The sequence below is a fragment of the Arthrobacter sp. 'calajunan' genome, assembly GCF_046940185.1.
GTDB lineage: Bacteria > Actinomycetota > Actinomycetes > Actinomycetales > Micrococcaceae > Glutamicibacter > Glutamicibacter soli.
This window is the reverse complement of the sequence record NZ_JBKZDY010000009.1, coordinates 1-19,046: the sequence shown is the minus strand read 5'-3', so window position 1 is coordinate 19,046 and position 19,046 is coordinate 1. Positions and strand designations below refer to the sequence as shown.

Below are 19,046 nucleotides of genomic sequence, written 5' to 3'. Positions count from 1 at the left end.
TTTAGGCCGTAGAGAATTCTACGCTCTCGGCATGGGCCTGCGCGAAAAAGGCCAGCTCGTGCTCGCTGGAACGCAGGAACGCCTGGCGCATCCGCTCGCGCTGCGCCGGGTCCGCCAGTTTCCATGCGGCGCGCACCATCCCGATGGCCTGCGCGGTGGATTCGTCGAACTCCTCCGAGGCGTAGGTCTGAAGCCAGTCGCCGTAGGGGTGGCCTTCGTAGTTGGCCGCCGCAAGCCGCTTGCCGATGTCCTGGTACAGCCAGTAGCACGGCAGGATCGCGGCGATCAGCTCCGGGTAGCTGGAATTGCAGGAGGACAGGTGGTTCACGTAGTTCAGCGTGGTGGCCGACGGGTTCGCCAGTCCTTCCACCAGGTGGCTGCGGTGCAGCTGCAGCTCGCCCTCCAGGATTTCCCCGGCGCCCTTGGCCCAGAAGCGCTGGGAATCCAGCTCAGGGGCCAGCGCGCTGGCCTGCGCCAGCACCTGCGCGTAGCGCTGCAGGTACAGGGCGTCCTGCGCCAGGTAGTATTCGAACTTCTCGCGCTCCAGGCTGCCGTCGGCCAGCTGCACGATGAACTCCAGCTCGTCAATGCCCGCGCGCAGCGGTGCGATGTCCTCCCACCAGGCGGCCATCGGATCCGCGGCGCCGAAGAAGTCGACGAAGTGGTGCACCGGCCCGTGCCCGGAGCCCACCTGCAGCTCGTCAGCGGCGCCGATGGCGCGCAACAGGTAGCCCTTGGCCTGTTCCAGCGCGGTCGCCCAGTCGCCGGTGGCGGCGAAGCGGGTGGCCAGCGCGCTGGACAGGGTGCAGCCGGTGCCATGGGTGTTTTTGGTAGCCAGGCGCGGGGAGCTGAACTCGGCCAGCACCCCGGCGGCGGAGACCAGCGCATCGGGGCACTGCGCCCCGGCCAGGTGCCCGCCCTTGGCCAGCACCAGCACGTCGTGGGCGGAGGCCAGACGCCGGGCCTGCTCCAGCACGAGCTCCCAGTCCTGCGCGGCGGCTTCGCCGAGCAGCGCGCCGAGCTCGGCGGTGTTCGGGGTGATCACGGTGGCGCGGGCCAGCAGCGGGTGCAGCGCGGCGGCGTCCTCCAGCAGGGCATCGCCGCTGGTGGCCACCATGACCGGGTCCAGCACCACCGGGGCGTTGACGGTATCCAGCCAGGCGGCGACAGCGCCGATGATCTCCTGGTTTGCCAGCATGCCGATCTTCACCGCGTCGATGCGCACATCCGCGCTGAGCGTTTCAAGCTGCGCGGTGACGAAATCCCCGTCGATGGCCTGCACTCCGCTGACCCCGCGGGTGTTCTGCGCGGTCAGCGCCGTGATCACTGCCATGCCGTAGCCGCCGTTGGCGGCAATGGCCTTCAGATCGGCCTGGATGCCGGCGCCGCCGGACGGGTCGGAGCCCGCGATGGAAAGGATGTTCACTTGGCCGCCTCCCAGGCGGAAACCAGCTGGGCGCTGGCGCTGCGCGGATCATCTGCCTGGCAGACTGGGCGCACCACGGCCATCCCGGCGCCGCCGCCGGCGCGGATGGCCGCGGCGTCATCGGCGGTCACCGCGCCGATGGCCACGCAGGGCAGCGCGGTCCAGCCGGTGCGTTCCGCGAAGCCGTCCAGGCCCAGCGGGGTGGGGTGGTCCTTCTTGGTCGGGGTGGCGCGCACCGCGCCAACACCCAGGTAGTCGATGAACTCGGCATCCAGGTTGGCCTGGGCGATCTGCTCCCGCGTGGAGGCGCTGAGCCCGATGATGCCCTCGCCGATCAGCTGGCGGGCCAGGGACACCGGCACGTCCTTCTGCCCGATGTGGATGCCGGCCACCGCGGCCCCGGCGGCGCGGGCCGCCAGGAATACGTCGATGCGGTCGTTGACCAGCAGCTGCGCCTTGCCCTCGGTCAGCTTTGCGGCCGCAAGCGTCAGCTCGAAGAACTCGCGGGCGCTTTCCTCCTTGGCGCGCAGCTGGATCCACTGGATCCCGCCGGCCACGGCTGCCTCGATCACCTCAAGGGTGCTATGCGGGCTGCAGCTGGCGGTGTTGGCCACCAGGTAGGCTCCGAGATCACGCATAGGTCTTTTCCTCACAGTTCAGGGTCTCAAGTGCGGCGGGCTCAACGGCCGCCAGGGAATCGAGGAAGGCCACGGCAAAACTGCCCGGCCCGGAGCTGGCGGCCAGCGCCTTTTCGGCGGCCAGGCCGTAGTAACCATGGGCCGCCACGGCGGCTTCGAACGGGTCCTCATGCACCGCGAGCATGCCCGCGCACACCGCACCCAGGGCGCAGCCTCCGCCGGTGATGCGGGTCAGGCCGATGCCGTTGGTGTGCACCAGCACGGTGCGCTGCGCGTCGATGATGGCGTCCGCCTCGCCGGAGATCGCGACCACCGAACCGTATTTCACTGCCAGCTCACGCCCGGCGGCGGTGGCTTCCTGCACGCTGTCCAGCGAATCCACACCTCGGCCGGAGGACTCCCAGCCGGCCAGCGCCATGATTTCCGAGGCGTTGCCGCGGATCAGCGTGGGGCGGCGGGCGACGATGCGCCGGGCGAATTCCGTGCGGACCGGCAACGCTCCGACGGCCACCGGATCCAGCACCCAGGGGGTGCCTGCGGCGCTCGCCGACTCGACAGCTTCTTCCATGGCGCGCAGCTGCTCGGTGGTGGGCGTGCCCAGGTTGACCAGCACGGCCGAGGCGGCCGCGGCGAACGGCCTGGCTTCCCCGGGCAGGTCAGTCATGGCCGGGGCCGCGCCGGAAGCCAGCAGTACATTGGCGGTGAAGTTGGTAACCACGGTGTTTGTCAGGCAGAACACCAAGGGGGATTGTTCCCGGTAATTGCGGGCAACAATAGGCAGAGTCATGCGACATCCCTCCGCTAGCTTGACCTAGTTCAGGTTCAACGGGTCTCATCTCAGTCGGCTTCTCCGACACCCCGTGTCACTGATCCCGAGGGTACGCAGATATCTGCGCAAGGACAAATCCTTAACGCCGTTGGAAGTCGGCCGGCCCATGCCGGCCGCTAGAGCCTCGGATCTTCGTAGCCCCTGCCGCGATCGATATTCTTCCGCGCTTCCCGAAGTGCCCTGGAGATTTCCGGGTCAGATCCTTCGAGGTCGTCGGCTCGTCGGTCGAGACTGCGCATGGCGCCTATGGCAAACGGCAGCGCGCAAAGTATGACCAAAACGCAGACGATCAAAATCGAAACCGGATCCACAGGTTATCCATTCCAAGCATTGCGGTGAGCTTAGGCTGAGCCTACAAAGAGGGGCGGACACCGTCAACCGAATCCCGGTTGCTCGGGAAATGATGCGGTGGTGACAGGGTTACCGAGCTATCGCGTCCTCCGCGCAACCAGCGCCTTGACCGTCGCCGCGTCCACCCCCAGCTCCGCGGCCAGTGCCCAGACCCTGTCCACTGCCTCGACCAGGTGCTCGTCCAGCGCTGGCTGCCCTGGCAGCTCATTGACCACGGTGCCCGCCCGGCGACGCGAGGAGATCAGTCCTTCGGCCTCCAGTTCCTTGTAGGCGCGGGCCACGGTGCCGGCGGCCACACCCAGATCGGCGGCCAGCGCGCGCACCGTGGGCAGCCTGCTCCCGGCGGCCAGTTCGCCCAGCGAAATCAGCGAAGCCACCTGGGCGCGGATCTGTTCATAGGGCGGCAGCGCCGAGTCCAGGTCAACGGTGATCTGGGCGCTCATCGGCGGCCCGCGTCACTGGTCTCCGGCCGCATCGAACCTTGCGGGCGCGGAAGCGCCAGCACCGCCGGCGCACAGAAGACCAGCAGACCGAACAGGGAGAAGTCGGCGAACAACTGGTATCCCATCATTGGCATGGCCACGAACGCGCCGGCGACTACGCGCAGCGAGCGGAATTCAAGCACCTGCCGATACCAGATTTCCACCTCTGCTCCCACCTGCCAGGGGATCGCCACGGAGCGGACGAGCAGGACGAATCCTGCATGCGCGGCAAGCAGTGCCGCGGCCAGCCCGGCAATGATCCACCGGTTCGGCGCGACAAATCCCCACAGCAGATCCAGCGGAGGGAAGAGCAGGAAGTACAGGCCGGCCGCCATCAGGAGTCCGGCAACGACATAGGTCCACAGCGGCAGCCGTGCGGCGGGTTTGGGCATTCGCGCGGCCGCGCGGGTCTTGATCGCCATGTACGCCAGGTAGGCGGCGTTGACCAGTAGGTAGAACAGCGTCGCGCCCGCGAGGAGGGCCAGGATGGCGGTGGCGCGTTCGGCGGTCGGCATCTCCTGCGTCTCGGAGCTCGGCAGCATTGGCCATCCGACGGCGACCAGCAGGATGGCAGCCATGGCGCTCAGATACTGCACCGCGAACAGCTGCTCGCGCAGCCGGGTGAAGGCGCTGGAGACGGCCGGCCGCAGGGATTCGAAGTTCACCGGCGGGCGCCAGAAGAACATGACGACGGTGATGGCCAGGGCGATGTAGTTGGCGGTCTGGTCCCACCGGCCCGCGAGGTCGTTCATCCGTTCCCAGTACTCGATGCCTTCGCCACCCATGGATTTGTCGGCGTCATCGGAGATCCACCGTGCCTTGAAGTGCAGGGCTTCGCCGGCGAGGCCGGCCAGGAGCACCGTCACCGTGCGGTAGAGGCGATTGAGCCAGGTGATGCGCAGCAGCCGGTTGTCGTGCTCGCTGATGCCGTCCAGCGGCTTGCGCCGCAGGATGAGGATGGTGGCGGCGAAGGCGGCGACCAGCAGGAGGACCAGGCTCAGTGCCAGATAGGGCAGGACCTCTGCGGCCGAACGCAACCCGTCCTGGGCATCGGCGGTCATGTAGTAGCCGTCGCCGTCGTCCTCGATGACCTCCGGCGTGGGGGCGAAGCCCGTGACGTCGCGGACGCTGTAAATCGCCAGCATGCCGGCGGCGAAGGTTGCCGCCATGATTCCGACCAGGGACTTGGGCACCAGCCCGGACAAGGTCCGAGGCTGCAGCGAGGCCGTGCGCTTCGGCCGGAGCTTGTGGGGCCAGGTGAACTGCCCTGCGATGTAGATGAAGGCGACCCACAGCGCCGGGGTCGCGGCCGCCCCGATGGCCTCGGGAATGCGAAGCGGCGATTCGTCGTAGTACGGGATTGCCGCGAGGGTGCTGAACCAGTCGGCCGACGTGCTGGCGAAAAATCCGATGAGCGCGCACCAGAAGGCGTGCCGGCGGGCCAGAGCCAGCCGGTCTCCGCCCTCCTTGGACGCGAGGTTGCGCAGGATCACGTAGATGACCAAGGCCGCAATCGCGAAGCTGTCGAACTGTGAAGTCAACGAATTATTCATTGGTCCCGCCTTTCGAAAAGAATGTACCAACTAGTTGATACAAAATAAAGGTGGTCGCAATCAGGTCAAGTCCAGCCCGTTGACGTAGTCTCGACTCATGGGTCTGTTTACTTCCACTCCGCTGCCCGATCCCGTCGGCGACTTCGCGCCGCCCGTGGATGAGCATCCGTCGAAAATCGCCGCCACGCTGGCGAACCTGCGCCACTCCGCCGATACCCGCATCACCCACCCGCGCCGTTTCCGCGTCCAGCAGCTGCGCGCGCTGGAGAAGATGCTCGAAGAGCACCTGGACGACTTCCTCGCCGCGCTGAACGAGGACCTAGGCAAGGGCGCCACCGAAGCGAAGTTCTCCGAGGTGGACGTGGTCCGCGCGGAGATCGACTTCGCTCTGCGCCACTTGGCCGAATGGATGGACCACACCAACGTCAAGGTGCCGCTGGCGCTGCAGCCGGCCATGGCCAAGGTCGAGCCCCGCCCGCTGGGCCTGGTGCTGATCATCGGCCCGTGGAATTACCCGCTGCAGCTCATGCTCGCCCCGCTGGTCGCCGCCATCGCCGCCGGCAATGCCGCGGTGCTGAAGCCTTCGGAGATCGCCCCGGCGACCTCCGGGGCGCTGGCCAAGTTCCTGCCGCTGTACCTGGACAACCGCGTGTTCGCCGTCATCGAGGGCGGTGTGGACACTGCCACCGAGCTGCTGGCCGCGCGCTGGGACCACATCTTCTTCACCGGAGGCGAGAAGGTCGCCAAGGTGGTCGCCGCCGCAGCCGCCAAGCACCTGACCCCCACGACCCTGGAGCTGGGCGGCAAGTCCCCGGCAGTGGTCGACAACCAGCTGCCGGCCACCGCCAAGCGCCTGGCCTACGCGAAGTTCATGAACGCGGGCCAGACCTGCGTGGCCCCGGACTACGTGCTGACCATCGGCGACTCGGCGCCGCTGATCGAGCGCCTGGGCCAGACCATCCACAGCTTCTACGGCAAGGACCCGTTGACGCACCCGGACTTCGGGCGCATCGCCAGCCACCGCCATTTCCAGCGCCTGCTGGACATGTTCGAGCAGGGCGAGGTGGTGCACGGCGGGCAGTACGACGAGCAGACCCTGCGCATCACGCCGACCATCATGCGCAATGTCGACCTCGAAGGCACGCTGATGCAGGAGGAGATCTTCGGCCCGATCCTGCCGGTGATCGAAGTGGCCACCTTCGAGGAGGCCCTGGAATTCATCGCTGCGCGGCCCACCCCGCTGGCCGCCTACCTGATGAGCGAAAGCCCGCGGCTGCAGTCGATCTTCTCCGACCGGGTGCGTGCCGGCGCGATCGTGCACAACGCGCCGCTGGCCCAGATGATCGTTCCGTCCCTGCCGTTCGGCGGCGTCGGGGCCAGCGGAATGGGCTCCTACCACGGCAAGCACGGCTTCGACCGTCTTTCGCAAATGCGCTCGGAACTGAGCAAAACTACGGTGGTCGATACTCTGAGCGCGATATATCCTCCATATTCTTGGGCTAAGCGAAAGATTATTGATCGCTTACTGTAGCGCGGTTCATAGCTTTTGAACTCGCCGGGGTGCTTGGATTGAAAGGTTGGATTTTTCTATGCACCAGGAGCTGTAACGCATGAGTGAGCCCGCACCGTCCCAAGACGGTCTGAAGCGTGGTCTCAAGGCCCGTCACCTGCAGATGATTGCAATTGGCGGATCGATCGGAACCGGACTGTTCGTCGCCTCCGGCGGAGCCATCGCCGACGCGGGCCCCGGGGGAGCGCTCATTGCCTACGGCCTGATCGGCCTCATGGTGCTGCTGCTGATGCAGTCGCTGGGCGAAATGAGCGCGCGGCTCCCGGTCGCCGGCTCCTTCCAGACCTATGCCACTGTCTTCGTGAACCGGCATTTCGGCTTTGCCATTGGTTGGAACTACTGGTTCAACTGGGCGATCACCGTCGCCGCCGAGCTGGTCGCCGCGGGCATCATCATGTCCTACTGGTTCCCCAATTCCCCGAGCTGGATCTGGGCGGCGCTCTTCCTGGCGCTGCTCACCGGCCTGAACGCCCTGTCCGCCAAGGCCTTTGGCGAGGGCGAGTACTGGCTGGCGATGATCAAGGTCGTCACCGTGATCGTGTTCCTGATCTGTGGTGTGGCGATGATCTTCGGCATCATCGGCGGAACCTCGCCCGGCTTCAGCAACTGGACCGAAGGCGAGGCGCCGATCGTCGGCGGCTGGCTGTCCATCGTCTCGGTCTTCATGATCGCCGGCTTCTCCTTCCAGGGCACCGAGCTGATCGGCGTGGCAGCCGGCGAGGCGGAGAACCCCAAGCGCGACATCCCGAAGGCCATCAAGGCGATCTTCTGGCGCATCATGCTGTTCTACATCGGCGCGATCTTCGTGATCGGCATGCTGATCCCGTACCTGGATCCCTCGCTGCTCTCCTCCGAGGCATCCGACATTGCGACCTCGCCGTTCACCCTGGTCTTCGAGCGCGCCGGCATCGCTTTCGCCGCGGCGCTGATGAACGCAGTGATCCTCTCCGCCATCCTGTCCGCGGGCAACTCAGGGCTATATGCCTCTGCGCGCATGCTTTATTCGATGGCGCTGGACGGCAAGGCGCCGAAGATCTTCGGGCGGCTGAACCGCCGCGGCGTGCCGATGCCCGCCATGCTGCTGACCGCTTCGGTGGGCCTGTTCGGCTTCCTGACGGCCATCATCGGGCAGGGCGCAGCCTACACCTGGCTGCTGAACGTCTCAGGCCTGTCGGGATTCATCGCCTGGGTGGGCATCGCGGTCTGCCACTACCAGTTCCGCAAGCAGTACATCGCCAGCGGCCAGGACCTGGCCAAGCTGCCCTACAAGGCGCCGCTGTTCCCGCTGGGCCCGATCCTGGCGTTCGTGATCCTCATCGTGGTCATCGCCGGCCAGAACTACCAGGCGGTCATCGAGGGCAACCTGCTGCAGGTGGTCTCCTCCTACATCGGCCTGCCGATCTTCCTGCTGCTGTGGCTGGGCCACTGGCTGGCTACCCGCAAGCAGCCAGCCGTGAAGATCGACCCCTGGACCGCAAAGCTGCACTAGGCGTTCAGCGCCGCATCCACGATCACCCGGGCCTCTGCCAGCACCTGCTGCAGATGCTCGGGTGATTTTGTCGATTCCGCGTAGATCTTGTAGATATCCTCGGTGCCCGACGGGCGCGCCGCGAACCAGGCGTGCTCGCTGGAGACCTTCAGCCCGCCGATCGCGAAGCCGGAGGCCTGCGTGGCCTTGGCGGTGATCGGGTCGCCGGCCAGCTCGGTGGCGCTGACCATACCCGGGTTCAGCTTGCCCAGCACCGCCTTCTGCTCGCGGCCGGCCGGGGCGTCGAAGCGGTCGTAGAAGCTGCCGCCGTGGCGGGCGACCAGCTCGGCGTGGATCTGGCTGGGGCTCTTGCCTGTCACCGCGCGGATCTCGCTGGCCAGCAGAGCCAGCATCAGCCCGTCCTTGTCGGTGCTGAAGGCACGGCCTGCGAAGTCAAGGAAGCTGGCGCCTGCCGACTCCTCGCCGCAGAAGCCCACCTGGCCGGAGGCCAGCGGCTCCACGAAGTACTTGAAGCCCACCGGGACCTCCAGCAGCTCGCGCCCGTGGGCGGCGACCACGCGGTCGATCAGCACCGAGGAGACCAGCGTCTTGCCGACCTTTGCGTCGGCGGGCCATTGCGGGCGGTGGGTGAGCAGGTAGTCGATGGCCACTGCCAGGAAGTGGTTCGGGTTCATCAGCCCGGCGTCCGGGGTGACGATGCCGTGGCGGTCCGCGTCAGCGTCGTTGCCGGTGGAGATGTCGTACTTCTCGCGGTTGGCCACCAGCGAGGCCATGGCGTGGGCGGAGGAGCAGTCCATGCGGATCTTGCCGTCCTTGTCCAGCGTCATGAAGCCGAAGCGCGGATCCACGGTCTCGTTCACGACGCTCAGGTTCAGCCCGTAGCGCCGTCCGATCTCGCCCCAGTAGTGCGCCGAGGCGCCGCCCAGCGGATCGGCGCCGATCGAGATGCCGGAGTCCGCGATGGCCTTGAAGTCGATGACCTGCGCCAGGTCCGCGATGTACAGCTCGCGGAAGTCGAATCGCTGCGCGTCCGGGGTGCCGCGCTTGATCTGCCCGCCACCGGCCAGCAGCTCGTTGGCGCGGGCGGCGATGGGGCCGGTGATCTCGGATTCGGCCGGGCCGCCGTGCGGCGGGTTGTACTTGATGCCGCCGTCGGCCGGGGGATTGTGCGAGGGGGTGATGATCAGCCCGTCCGCCTGCGCGCCGCCGCGCGCGTTGTGCACCAGGATGGCGTGGCTCAGCGCCGGGGTGGGGGTCAGCCCGTCCTCGGCCAGCACCGTGACGCCGTTGCCCGCCAGCACCTCCAGTGCGGTGCGGTAGGCCGGTTCGGAGAGCGCATGGCTGTCCTTGCCCACGTACATCGGGCCGGTGATGCCGGCGGCGGTGCGGTAGTCCACGACGGCCTGGGTGATCGCGGCGATGTGCGCTTCGTTGAAGGTGCCGTTCAGCGAGCTGCCGCGGTGGCCGGAGGTGCCGAAGACGACCGCCTGGTCGGGGTTCGCGCTGGAGGGCACGATGCCCGTGTAGGCGTCGAGGACCGCCTTGAGGTCGATCAGGTCGGTTTCCTGCGCCGGCTGGCCGGCTCGTTCGTGTGCCACTGCGTGTATCTCCTAGTTGGTGCGATGTCCGCGGGGTCGTAGACAATGGATAGTGATGAGCTACTACCCATACCCGCAAAACCCCTACCAGCGCCCGCCGGAATCGACCGGGCTGTCGGTGGCCTCGCTGGTGCTCGGCATCCTCTCGATGCTGGGCTTCGCCATAATCATTCTAGTTCCGCTGGCCGGAGTCATCACCGGACACCTCGGCTATCGGCGCGAACCGAACTCGCGGGCGCTGTCGCTGGCCGGGCTGATCACCTCCTGGATCGCGCTGGTGATCGCGGCTTTGGTTTATGCTTTCGTGATCTGGCTGGTCCTCTGGATGCCCGGGGCCATCTACGACTACACCGACTACGCCTACAACGACCTGGATTACACCTAGGCCAGCGACCTAGACGATGCTACATTAACGATAATCGTTATTAACGACTATCGATAGGATCGCCATGATCTCGCTGCTCCCCATACTGCTGGTCATGTTGTTGCTCTCCGCGCTGATCCTCTGGATCAACGAGTCTTCGATGCGCCGCAAAGGCTCAGGCCGACGCGTGGGAACGGTAGCCTCCGTGACCCGGGTTGCCGCATGGATCGGCGTGGCGATGACCGGAATGGCCATGGTGGCCGGCGTCGTTTTCCCGCTGGCGCCTGGAGCCGTCACCGTTGAGGTACCGGTCGAACCGTACTGGCCGCAATTCACCAATGTCAGCGACGTGACCCCCGACCACGGCGATGCCGTGCGCAGCGAAATCACCACAGTTTCCGTCACTGCCTCTAACCTCAGCATGGCCACCCGCGGCTTGCTCGCCGCCGGTTCGGCATTCTCGAGCCTGGCAGCCATCGCGGTGCTGGCTGCGGTCATCGTTCTGTGCAGCAAGCTGCTGGCCGGCAAGCCGTTCAGCGATTCGCTGCGCCGCGCCGGACGGATCGCCGCCTCGGCGCTGGCCCTGGGGACGCTGGTCGGCCAGACGCTCACCGGCATCGGCGCCTACCGGGCGGGCGAGGAAACGCTGCGGGTGGACGGCTACACCAGCACGGGAGACCAGGAATTTCCGGGTTTCTCCCCGTGGCCGGTCCCGGCCTTCTCCATCGACTACGACTTCGCGCCGTTCCTCATGGCCTTGGCCATCCTGGTGGTGGTTGAGCTGGTTAATGCCGGCATGGCGATGGCGCGGCAGAACGAGCGGCTGCGGGCCGAGACCGATGGGCTGGTCTGATCCGTGGAGCTGCGCACGGTGCACTGCAGGCTGACCGAATTGCTGGCCGAGCGCGCTATGACCCTGGTCCAGCTCAGCGAGCTGGTCGACGTCTCGGTGGTGAACCTGTCGGTGCTGAAGAACGACCGGGCCAAGGCCATCCGCTTCAGCACCCTGGTGGCCATCTGCCAGGCCCTGGACTGCGAGATCGGCGAGCTACTGGTCCTCCATTAAACACCTGCGGCGCGGATCCCCTGGGGGATCCGCGCCGCAGCTGCTTAGGCGATCGGGGCTTTAGTGCACCGAACCCATGAGCTTCTTCAGCGCCGGGGTGGCCGCCAGCATGGCGATGCCCAGGACGACGGCGGTGCCGCCCATGGCGATGAAGTAGGCAACCTCGTTGCCAGGGGTGTAGAAGCCTGCCAGCACACCCGACAGCGTGGTGCCCAGCGAGATCGACAGGAAGAACAGCGCGATCATCTGGGTGCCGAAGGCGGCAGGAGCCAGCTTGGTGGTCACGGCCTGGCCGGTCGGGGAGAGCAGCAGCTCGGCGATGGTGCACAGCAGCAGGATGCCGATCATGGCCGGCAGCGGCGTCATCTCCAGCGAGTTCAGCGGGATGAAGCACAGGAAGGCCGCGCCCACCACGACCAGCGAAAGGCCGAACTTGGTGCTGGTGCGCGGCTGGCGCTTGTCCAGCTTGGTCCACATGGAGGCGAACACGCCGGCCAGCAGCACGATGAAGACCGGGTTGATCGACTGGACCCAGCTGGCGGGCATCTCCCAGCCGAACAGGTGGCGGTCAAGGCGCTCGGCCGAGTAGGCGGCGACGAAGGTGAACTGCTGCTGGAACAGCGCCCAGAAGGCCGCCGAAGCGATGTAGAACGGAATGAACGCGTACACGTTCTTGCGCTCGCGGTCGGTGACGCGCGGGCTGCGCAGGATCAGCACGAAGTACACGATGCTGGCGGCGATCACCACGTAGGCGATGGTCGAGGCCAGGTTGTCAGGGGTGACGATCTTGGTCGCGAAGGCGGCGATGATCGCCACGATGACTGCCAGGAAGATGACCACGTAGCGGGTGCGCTCGTTCTTCGGCAGCGGGTTGGGGACCTCGCGCACCGAGTCGGGCAGGTTCTTGCGGCCGAACGTGTAGATCAGCAGGCCGGCGCCCATGCCCACGGCCGCGGCGCCGAAGCCCACGTGGAAGCCGAAGTTCTGGTGCAGCAGGCCGGTCAGCAGCGGGCCGACCAGGCCGCCGATGTTCACGCCCATGTAGAAGATGGAGAAGCCGGCGTCGGACTTCGGGTCGTCCTTGGCGTAGAGCGAGCCGACCAGCGCGGTGGCATTGGCCTTCAGGCCGCCGGAGCCGATGGCGACCAGGACCAAGCCGATGGCCAGGCCGATGACCCCCGGCAGGAATGCCAGGGCAAGGTGGCCTGCCATGATGATCAGGGCGGAGACGAACAGCACGCGTTCCGAACCCCACAGTCGATCGGCGATCCAGGCGCCGAGGATGGTGCTCAGGTAGACTGCGCCGCCGTAGGCGCCGACCAGCGACAGCGCCAGTCCCTGGTCCAGTCCCAGGCCGCCGTCGGCGACCGTGAAGTACATGTAGTAGGCCAGCAAAGCCTGCATGCCGTAGAAGGAGAATCGCTCCCACATCTCGACGCTGAACAGGTTTGCGAGCGCGCCCGGGTGGCCAAAGAACGTCTTGGCCGGGCGTTGAGTGCTCGGTGTTGCAGTAGACATACGTAATATTTTTCGCTTTTCGACAGGCGAGTACCTACTTCTGTCGGAAAGCTCACACTGAGATCTGCAACGCTAAAGCTAGGAGCATCCCCTCGTCCGAACGCGGTGAAATCAGCTGGATTCCCAGTGGGAGGCCTTCTTTGCTGGTACCCGTAGGTACGGTGATCGCGGCCGCGGAAGAGACGTTGACCATGGAGCTGTACGGGGAGTACTGGCACTGCAACATATAATCGCGCTCCGCCGATCCTTGGGTATAGTGCCCCACCATCGGCGGGACACCTGACAGCGCCGGGGTGGCGATCACGTCGTAGGCCGACCACTGCCGGATGAAGTCCGCCGCGATCTGCCGGATCCGGGTGGCCGCCTGGGTTGCGGCCTGCAGGCTGCGCTGCTGCGAACGGCGCCGGAATTCCCGCGCGAGGGCCCCAAGCCTCGATTCGTCCTGCAGCGGGATGTCCTTCAGCCCGTTGGTCCACACCGCGCCGAAGGCCTCGGGGTAGTCCTCCGCATAGGCCAGTTTGGCCAGCTCGACCTGGTGGCGCTGCGCCAGCAGCTTCAGCCCGGCGCTGAACACCTGCTGGGCGTCGGGGGAGACGGTGATCTCGTAGACGCTCTGGAACGGCGAGTGGGTGCTGTAGCCGATGCGCAGGTTCGCCAGCTCTTCCGGGTAGCGCCCGCGCAGCAGCGGCAGGTAGTGGTCGGTTCCGCGCATCGCATCCATCAGCAGGGCCGCATCCAGCGCGTCGTGGGCCAGCGGCCCGGAGACCGTGAGCTTGGGGGCGCCGAAGCCGTCGCTGTAGCCTTCCAGCACGTCGCTGGGGATCCGACCCAGCGAGGGCTTGAGGCCCACCAGGCCGCAGGCGGCCGCCGGGATGCGCACCGAGCCGCCGCCGTCCGAGCCCGGGCCCACCGGAATCATCCCGGCGGCCACCGCGGCGGCCTGCCCCCCGGAGGAACCGCCGGAGGAGCGCTGCGGGGCGAGGGGGTTGCGCGAGGGCGCGGCGATCAGGTTCTCCGAATAGCTGCTCAATCCGAACTCGGGCACCTGGGTCTTGCCCAGCACGATGACGCCCTCGGCGCGCAGCCGGGCGGCCAGCGCCGAATCCCGGGTCGCGACCGGGTGTTCCACGGCGGCCGAGCCATGCGTGGTCGGCATGCCCGCTACGTCCCCCAGGTCCTTGAACGCGGTGGGCATCCCGTGCATCCGGCCCAGCTGCCCGCGGTTTTTCACGAAGGCCTCGTCGGCCCGGGCCGCGGCATCCAGCGCGGCCTCGGAAACGTGGACGAAAGCGCCCAAGGAGCGCTGCTCGTCGATCCGCTGCAGGTGGTGGGCGGTGGCCTCGCGGCTGGAGATTTCTCCGGCGGCCAGCTGGTCGCGCAATTTCACGGCGCTAAGGGGCAACATGTCGGCTTTCGACGGAGGAATGACTAGTCTTTTAAGCAAACACCCAATCTGAGAGGAATTCCAGCCATGAGCGACTTCGAGACCGTCACGGTCACCAACGTACCCAAGGACGCCTTCATCCTGGACGTGCGCGAGGACTTCGAGTGGGAAGCCGGCCACGCCGCGGGCGCCACCCACGTCGCGCTGGGCACCCTGCCGGAGCGCGTTTCCGAGCTGGACCCGGACGTGGACACCTACGTCATCTGCCGCACCGGCGGGCGCTCGGCGCAGGCCGCCGCCTGGCTGACCGGCATGGGCTACACCGCCTTCAACATCGCCGGCGGATCCGACGCCTGGATCGAGGCCAAGCTGCCAATGGAATCCGAAAACGGTCAGGAGCCGACCGTTCGATGAAATACGCCTATCTGGGCCCCTCGGGAACTTTCACCGAATCCGCGCTGCTGCAGCTTGACGGCGCGCGCGACTCGGAACGCATCCCCGCAGCCAACGTGAACGCCGCCCTGTCCATGGTGCGCGAGGGCGACGTCGACGCCGCCGTCGTGCCCATCGAGAATTCGGTGGAAGGCGGGGTGTCGGCCACGCTGGATTCCATCGCCACCGGCGACTCGCTGCAGATCGTGGCCGAAATCCTGGTGCCGATCACGTTTGTGCTCGCGGTGCGCGAGGGCATCACCGAGCTGGGCCAGATCAGGCAGGTATCGACGCACGGGCACGCGTGGGCGCAGTGCCGGCTGTGGGCCGAGGCGAACATCCCGGCGGCGGTCTTTGCCCCGGCGTCCTCCACAGCGGCCGGCGCGCTGGGCCTGCAGGATCCCGAGCAGCACCACGACGCCGCCATCTGCAGCCCGCTGGTCGCCGAGGAGCGCGGCCTCCACGTGCTGGTGCGCGGCGTGGAGGACAACCTCGGCGCGGTCACCCGGTTCATCGTGGTCACCCGCCCGGGACGCATCCCGCAGCCCACCGGCGTGGACAAGTCCACGCTGATCCTGCCGCTGGCGGAGGACCGCCCGGGCGCGCTGATGGGCATCCTGGAGCAGTTCACCGCGCGCGGGGTCAACCTCTCGCGCATCGAGTCGCGCCCCACCGGCGAGGGCCTGGGCAAGTACTTCTTCTCGGTCGACGTGGAAGGCCACGTGGCGCAGGAGCGGGTCGCCGCGGCGCTGTCGGGCCTGCACCGGCTGTGCCCGGAGCTGAGCTTCCTGGGGTCCTACCCGGCCGCCCAGGGCGCCGCCCCGTTCGTCGACACGCACAACTCCGACGACGCGTTCATCGAAGCGCGCGCGTGGGTCGACGCCGTGCGCGCACGCCTCTAGGGGGTGCGCAGGCGCAGCGAACCGGCGTTCACCGAGACTTCGAGTTCGTTGACCTGGCCGGTGGGATCCCCGTCGATCTGCGTGTTCATGGGTTCGGCGCAGCGCAGGGAGATCCCGCTGGTCTGGTAGAAGCTCATCACCGGGATCTTGTTTTTCGCGCGGAACGCGGTCTTCAGCAGGATCCAGGTCCAGCCCGCGGCCGAGCGCGGGGAGAGCACCACGGCATCCAGCACGCCGTCATCCAGCTTCGCGTCAGGCACGAAGTCCAGCCCCTGCAGCTTGCCCACGTTGGCGAACAGCACCGAGCGGACGTTGCGGGTCTGCCAGTTGGAATCGCCCGAGAGCTTGAAGTGCACGCGCTTGCGGCGGCCCGGCAGCTGGCGCAGGCCAGCCTGCGAGTAGGCCAGCCAGCCGACCTTGGACTTCATCTCCTCGTCGGTGTCGTCGAACAGGTCGGCGTCGGTGCCCACGCCGGCGATCACGAGGAACGCATGGTCCGCGGTGGTGCCGTCCAGCAGGTTCAGCTTCATGTGCCCCACGTCGATGCGCCGCACCGTGCCGCGCACTGCCACCAGCGCGGCGGTGTGCAGGTCCTCCAGCGGGACCTCCACGTTGCGCGCCAGCAGGTTTCCGGTGCCCAGTGGGATGATGCCCAGCGTCGATTCGGTGCCTTCGAGCACCTCGGCCGCGGCGCGGATGGTGCCGTCGCCGCCCGCGGCGACAATCGTGTCGCATCCGGCGTCCAGCGCCTTGCGGGCCGCATCCTGCCCGGCGTTCTCCGGGGTCGTATGGAAAACCAGCGGCGCCTCCATGCCCGCTTCGGCACAGACCCGGGCCACCGCCTCTTCCGCGTCACCCCCTCCTGACTTGGAGGGATTGACGATCAACGCAACCTTGGACGGCTCTGTCTGGGCCACCTCCTCGGCAGGCCTGCTCAGCGGCTTGCTTGACTGCGAAAGTTTGCGCACCGAGTACCAGCTGGTTGCCGCGGCGGCAGCTGCTGCGGCCGCGGCAGAGAGAATGATCGCCCTATTTGTCTGCATAGTGCTCTCATCGTACTCATGGTTGCTACGCTTAATGCGTGATCGACCTGAAAATGCTCACCGAAAATCCGGATTTGTACCGCGCTTCGCAACGTGCCCGCGGTGCCGACGAGTCGCTGATCGATCAGCTCATTGAAGCTGATGCAGCCCGTCGCGAGACCATCGCCACCTTCGAACGCCTGCGCGCAGAGCAGAATGCGTTCTCCAAGAAGGTCGGCCAAGCCAAGGGCGAGGAGCGCGCCGCGCTGCTGGCCGAGGTCAAGGAACTGGCCGCCTCCGTGAAGTCAGCGCAGGCCGAGGCCGACGCCGCGGCGGCCGCTTCCGTGGCGCTGCAGCGTTCCATCCCGAACCTGATCATCGACGGCATCCCCGCCGGCGGCGAGGACGACTTCACCGTCATCAAGCACGTGGGCACCCCGCGCGATTTCAAGGCAGAGGGCTTCGAGCCGCTGGACCACTTGCAGATCGCCGAGAAGCTCGACGCCATCGACATGGAGCGCGGCGCCAAAGTCTCCGGCTCCCGCTTCTACTTCCTCAAGGGCATCGGCGCACGCCTTGAAATCGCCATGATGAACATGGCCCTTGACGTGGCCATGGACCACGGCTTTACTCCGATGATCACACCGACCCTGGTCCGCCCGGAAACCATGCAGGGCACCGGCTTCGACGTCGAGCACGACGACGAGATCTACAAGCTCGAGCGCGACGACCTGTACCTGGTCGGCACCTCCGAAGTGGCGCTGGCGGGGTACCACGCGAACGAGATCATGGACCTGTCCGAGGGCCCGCTGCGATACGCCGGCTGGTCCTCCTGCTACCGTCGCGAGGCAGGTTCGGCTGGCAAGGACACCCGCGGCATCATCCGCGTGCACCAGTTCAACAAGCTGGAGATGTTCATTTACACCAGCGTGGAGAACGCCGAGGCTGAGCACGAGAAGCTGCTGGCCATGGAAGAGGACATGCTCGGCCGCATGGAGCTGGCCTACCGCGTGATCGACACCGCCGCCGGCGACCTGGGCATGAGCGCGGCCCGCAAGTTCGACTGCGAGGCCTGGGTGCCGACGCAGGAGACCTTCCGCGAGCTGACCTCGACCTCCAACTGCACCACCTTCCAGGCGCGCCGCCTGAACATCCGCGAACGCGAGATCGTCGACGGCAAGCCGGGCAAGACCCGTGCGGTCGCCACCTTGAACGGCACGCTGGCCACCACCCGCTGGATCGTCGCCATCCTGGAAACCCACCAGAACGAGGACGGCACCGTGAATGTGCCCAAGGCGTTGCAGCCGTACCTCGGCGGACTCGAAGTCCTCAAGTAAAACCACAAGCAAACCGGCCTTCGGGCCGGTTTACTTGTTCAAGGAACAACGCGCTTCACCCGAAGTTCACCTGTGCCTGTGCCACGGATCATCGCAATATTTCGCAGGTGATGGTTCACTGGGGACATGACAGTTTTAACTAGAACCGGCAACGATGACCGGTTGAATACACGAAAATTGATGATTTGCCTCGATGTGGACGGAACCATCGTCAACCACCGGGGACAGATGAGTGAGCGGGTACGCCGTTCCGCCCGCGACGTCGTCGAGCGCGGCCACGAGGTCGTCATTTCCACCGGACGCTCGCTGGGCGCGGCCCTTCCGATCGTCCGCGAACTGGGCATCGACCACGGATTTGTCGTCGCCAGCAACGGCGGCGTCCTGGCGAAAATCACCGGCGAGGACGTCGACGTCTTCCATCGAGAAGTTTTTGATCCGTCGCTGGCGTTGGCCGCCTTATGGCGTTCGCTGCCCAACGCCAAATACGCGCTGGAGAACGAACGCGGAGAATTCCTGTCCAGCGATGTTTTCACGGACGCAAGCTTCGGCGCCGAATCCCAGGTCGTGGACTTCGAGGAGCTGGTCAACAGCAAGGCAGTGCGCGTGGTGGTGTTTTCCACGGACGCCACCGCCGAGGACTTCGGCCAGGCGGTGCAGGGGCTTGGCCTCTCCGGCGTCACCTACTCGGTGGGCTGGACCGCGTGGCTGGATATCGCCGCCGAGGGAACCACCAAGGCCAGCGGCCTGGAACGCCTGCGCGCGATCCTGAAATTCGACACGGCCGACACTCTGGCCGTGGGCGACGGGCGCAACGACATCGAGATGCTCCAGTGGGCAGGGCTCGGCGTTGCCATGGGCCAGGCCCCGGACGAGGTCAAGGATGTCGCGGACGCGATTACCGACGGCGTAGATGACGACGGTTTGGCAGTGGTCCTCGAAGAGCTTCTGCAGCGATAGCCTACGGGTCGGGGTCTTCGAGGGGGTCTTCGAGTTCCTCCCGGGTCCAGGGTTTCCCGCGCACCCATTTGGACTGGGTGAGCAGGTCCGGGAACTGCCGGTGCCGGTACCCGGTCACCGGCGGGGCG

18 protein-coding genes and 1 riboswitch are annotated in these 19,046 nt (G+C 66.7%); of the genes, 9 read left to right on the top strand and 9 right to left on the bottom strand.

Annotation, left to right across the window (positions count from 1 at the left end; all coding sequences use genetic code 11):
- Nucleotide 1: 1 nt before the first annotated feature.
- From thiD to RF641_RS13725, 5 genes are all read right to left on the bottom strand, one after another.
- Nucleotides 2–1,426: a bifunctional hydroxymethylpyrimidine kinase/phosphomethylpyrimidine kinase gene (gene thiD, locus RF641_RS13745; RefSeq protein ID WP_047120611.1), complete on the bottom strand. Its 1,425-nt coding sequence runs from the start codon at nt 1,424–1,426 to the stop codon at nt 2–4.
- Nucleotides 1,423–2,064 carry a thiamine phosphate synthase gene (thiE, locus tag RF641_RS13740; protein ID WP_047120612.1) on the bottom strand — a complete coding sequence of 214 codons (642 nt, stop codon included), beginning with the start codon at nt 2,062–2,064 and terminating at the stop codon, nt 1,423–1,425. The genes thiD and thiE overlap by 4 nt, the downstream gene beginning before the upstream one ends.
- Nucleotides 2,057–2,851 (bottom strand): hydroxyethylthiazole kinase, encoded by a 795-nt coding sequence (gene thiM / locus RF641_RS13735; RefSeq protein ID WP_424573413.1) that lies wholly within the window; start codon nt 2,849–2,851, stop codon nt 2,057–2,059. Before thiM ends, thiE begins: the two co-directional genes overlap by 8 nt.
- A riboswitch (TPP riboswitch) is annotated at nt 2,841–2,935 on the bottom strand. (Overlaps the previous gene by 11 nt.)
- 386 nt (nt 2,936–3,321) lie before the next feature.
- Complete coding sequence (locus tag RF641_RS13730) at nt 3,322–3,687, bottom strand: GntR family transcriptional regulator (protein ID WP_047120614.1); 366 nt, start codon at nt 3,685–3,687, stop codon at nt 3,322–3,324.
- Nucleotides 3,684–5,279: a hypothetical protein gene (locus RF641_RS13725; protein ID WP_424573412.1), complete on the bottom strand. Its 1,596-nt coding sequence runs from the start codon at nt 5,277–5,279 to the stop codon at nt 3,684–3,686. Before RF641_RS13725 ends, RF641_RS13730 begins: the two co-directional genes overlap by 4 nt.
- 97 nt (nt 5,280–5,376) lie before the next feature.
- Between RF641_RS13725 and RF641_RS13720 the strand changes: the two genes are divergently transcribed.
- The gene (locus RF641_RS13720) at nt 5,377–6,810 is read left to right on the top strand and encodes an aldehyde dehydrogenase family protein (RefSeq protein ID WP_424573411.1); all 1,434 of its coding nucleotides are present in this window, start codon (nt 5,377–5,379) and stop codon (nt 6,808–6,810) included.
- A 79-nt stretch (nt 6,811–6,889) separates the two neighbouring features.
- A complete protein-coding gene (locus tag RF641_RS13715; RefSeq protein ID WP_047120616.1) occupies nt 6,890–8,338 on the top strand; it encodes an amino acid permease in 1,449 nt (482 codons plus the stop codon).
- Here RF641_RS13715 and pgm read toward each other — a convergent pair.
- Nucleotides 8,335–9,936: a phosphoglucomutase (alpha-D-glucose-1,6-bisphosphate-dependent) gene (pgm, locus tag RF641_RS13710; RefSeq protein WP_113607253.1), complete on the bottom strand. Its 1,602-nt coding sequence runs from the start codon at nt 9,934–9,936 to the stop codon at nt 8,335–8,337. The genes RF641_RS13715 and pgm overlap by 4 nt on opposite strands.
- Nucleotides 9,937–9,991: 55 nt before the next feature.
- Between pgm and RF641_RS13705 the strand changes: the two genes are divergently transcribed.
- The 3 genes from RF641_RS13705 to RF641_RS13695 all read left to right on the top strand — a co-directional run bounded on the left by RF641_RS13705 (nt 9,992) and on the right by RF641_RS13695 (nt 11,366).
- A complete protein-coding gene (locus RF641_RS13705; protein WP_424573410.1) occupies nt 9,992–10,321 on the top strand; it encodes a DUF4190 domain-containing protein in 330 nt (109 codons plus the stop codon).
- A 64-nt stretch (nt 10,322–10,385) separates the two neighbouring features.
- Nucleotides 10,386–11,153 (top strand): hypothetical protein, encoded by a 768-nt coding sequence (locus RF641_RS13700; protein WP_424573409.1) that lies wholly within the window; start codon nt 10,386–10,388, stop codon nt 11,151–11,153.
- Nucleotides 11,154–11,156: 3 nt separating this feature from the next.
- Nucleotides 11,157–11,366, top strand: a complete 210-nt coding sequence (locus RF641_RS13695; protein WP_424573408.1) for a helix-turn-helix domain-containing protein — start codon at nt 11,157–11,159, stop codon at nt 11,364–11,366.
- A gap of 60 nt (nt 11,367–11,426) precedes the next feature.
- On the opposite strand, the gene RF641_RS13690 is transcribed toward RF641_RS13695, so the two are convergent.
- Together RF641_RS13690 and RF641_RS13685 are read right to left on the bottom strand one after the other, a co-directional pair.
- On the bottom strand, nt 11,427–12,884 hold the full coding sequence (locus RF641_RS13690; protein ID WP_424573407.1) for a peptide MFS transporter: 1,458 nt from the start codon (nt 12,882–12,884) through the stop codon (nt 11,427–11,429).
- A 52-nt stretch (nt 12,885–12,936) separates the two neighbouring features.
- The gene (locus RF641_RS13685; RefSeq protein ID WP_424573406.1) at nt 12,937–14,289 is read right to left on the bottom strand and encodes an amidase; all 1,353 of its coding nucleotides are present in this window, start codon (nt 14,287–14,289) and stop codon (nt 12,937–12,939) included.
- 66 nt (nt 14,290–14,355) lie between these two features.
- On the opposite strand from RF641_RS13685, the gene RF641_RS13680 reads away from it, so the two are divergent.
- Together RF641_RS13680 and pheA are read left to right on the top strand one after the other, a co-directional pair.
- Nucleotides 14,356–14,682, top strand: a complete 327-nt coding sequence (locus RF641_RS13680) for a rhodanese-like domain-containing protein (protein WP_047120622.1) — start codon at nt 14,356–14,358, stop codon at nt 14,680–14,682.
- Nucleotides 14,679–15,602 (top strand): prephenate dehydratase, encoded by a 924-nt coding sequence (pheA, locus tag RF641_RS13675; RefSeq protein WP_120991600.1) that lies wholly within the window; start codon nt 14,679–14,681, stop codon nt 15,600–15,602. Before RF641_RS13680 ends, pheA begins: the two co-directional genes overlap by 4 nt.
- Here pheA and RF641_RS13670 read toward each other — a convergent pair.
- Entirely contained in the window at nt 15,599–16,645 is a 1,047-nt protein-coding gene (locus RF641_RS13670) for a diacylglycerol/lipid kinase family protein (protein ID WP_424573405.1), read from the bottom strand. The genes pheA and RF641_RS13670 overlap by 4 nt on opposite strands.
- Before the next feature lie 38 nt (nt 16,646–16,683).
- Between RF641_RS13670 and serS the strand changes: the two genes are divergently transcribed.
- Entirely contained in the window at nt 16,684–17,961 is a 1,278-nt protein-coding gene (gene serS / locus RF641_RS13665) for a serine--tRNA ligase (protein WP_053797132.1), read from the top strand.
- A gap of 126 nt (nt 17,962–18,087) precedes the next feature.
- Entirely contained in the window at nt 18,088–18,918 is an 831-nt protein-coding gene (locus RF641_RS13660; RefSeq protein ID WP_424573404.1) for an HAD family hydrolase, read from the top strand.
- The last annotated feature ends 128 nt before the right edge of the window (nt 18,919–19,046 follow it).

Bases quoted from the DNA above. Each gene is read 5' to 3' on its own strand.
- thiE (WP_047120612.1), bottom strand. From the start codon at position 2,064: ATGCGTGATCTCGGAGCCTACCTGGTGGCCAACACCGCCAGCTGCAGC.
- thiM (WP_424573413.1), bottom strand. From the start codon at position 2,851: ATGACTCTGCCTATTGTTGCCCGCAATTACCGGGAACAATCCCCCTTG.
- RF641_RS13730 (WP_047120614.1), bottom strand. From the start codon at position 3,687: ATGAGCGCCCAGATCACCGTTGACCTGGACTCGGCGCTGCCGCCCTAT.
- RF641_RS13725 (WP_424573412.1), bottom strand. From the start codon at position 5,279: ATGAATAATTCGTTGACTTCACAGTTCGACAGCTTCGCGATTGCGGCC.
- RF641_RS13720 (WP_424573411.1), top strand. From the start codon at position 5,377: ATGGGTCTGTTTACTTCCACTCCGCTGCCCGATCCCGTCGGCGACTTC.
- RF641_RS13715 (WP_047120616.1), top strand. From the start codon at position 6,890: ATGAGTGAGCCCGCACCGTCCCAAGACGGTCTGAAGCGTGGTCTCAAG.
- RF641_RS13705 (WP_424573410.1), top strand. From the start codon at position 9,992: ATGAGCTACTACCCATACCCGCAAAACCCCTACCAGCGCCCGCCGGAA.
- RF641_RS13700 (WP_424573409.1), top strand. From the start codon at position 10,386: ATGATCTCGCTGCTCCCCATACTGCTGGTCATGTTGTTGCTCTCCGCG.
- RF641_RS13690 (WP_424573407.1), bottom strand. From the start codon at position 12,884: ATGTCTACTGCAACACCGAGCACTCAACGCCCGGCCAAGACGTTCTTT.
- RF641_RS13685 (WP_424573406.1), bottom strand. From the start codon at position 14,289: ATGTTGCCCCTTAGCGCCGTGAAATTGCGCGACCAGCTGGCCGCCGGA.
- RF641_RS13680 (WP_047120622.1), top strand. From the start codon at position 14,356: ATGAGCGACTTCGAGACCGTCACGGTCACCAACGTACCCAAGGACGCC.
- pheA (WP_120991600.1), top strand. From the start codon at position 14,679: ATGAAATACGCCTATCTGGGCCCCTCGGGAACTTTCACCGAATCCGCG.
- RF641_RS13670 (WP_424573405.1), bottom strand. From the start codon at position 16,645: ATGCAGACAAATAGGGCGATCATTCTCTCTGCCGCGGCCGCAGCAGCT.
- RF641_RS13660 (WP_424573404.1), top strand. From the start codon at position 18,088: ATGACAGTTTTAACTAGAACCGGCAACGATGACCGGTTGAATACACGA.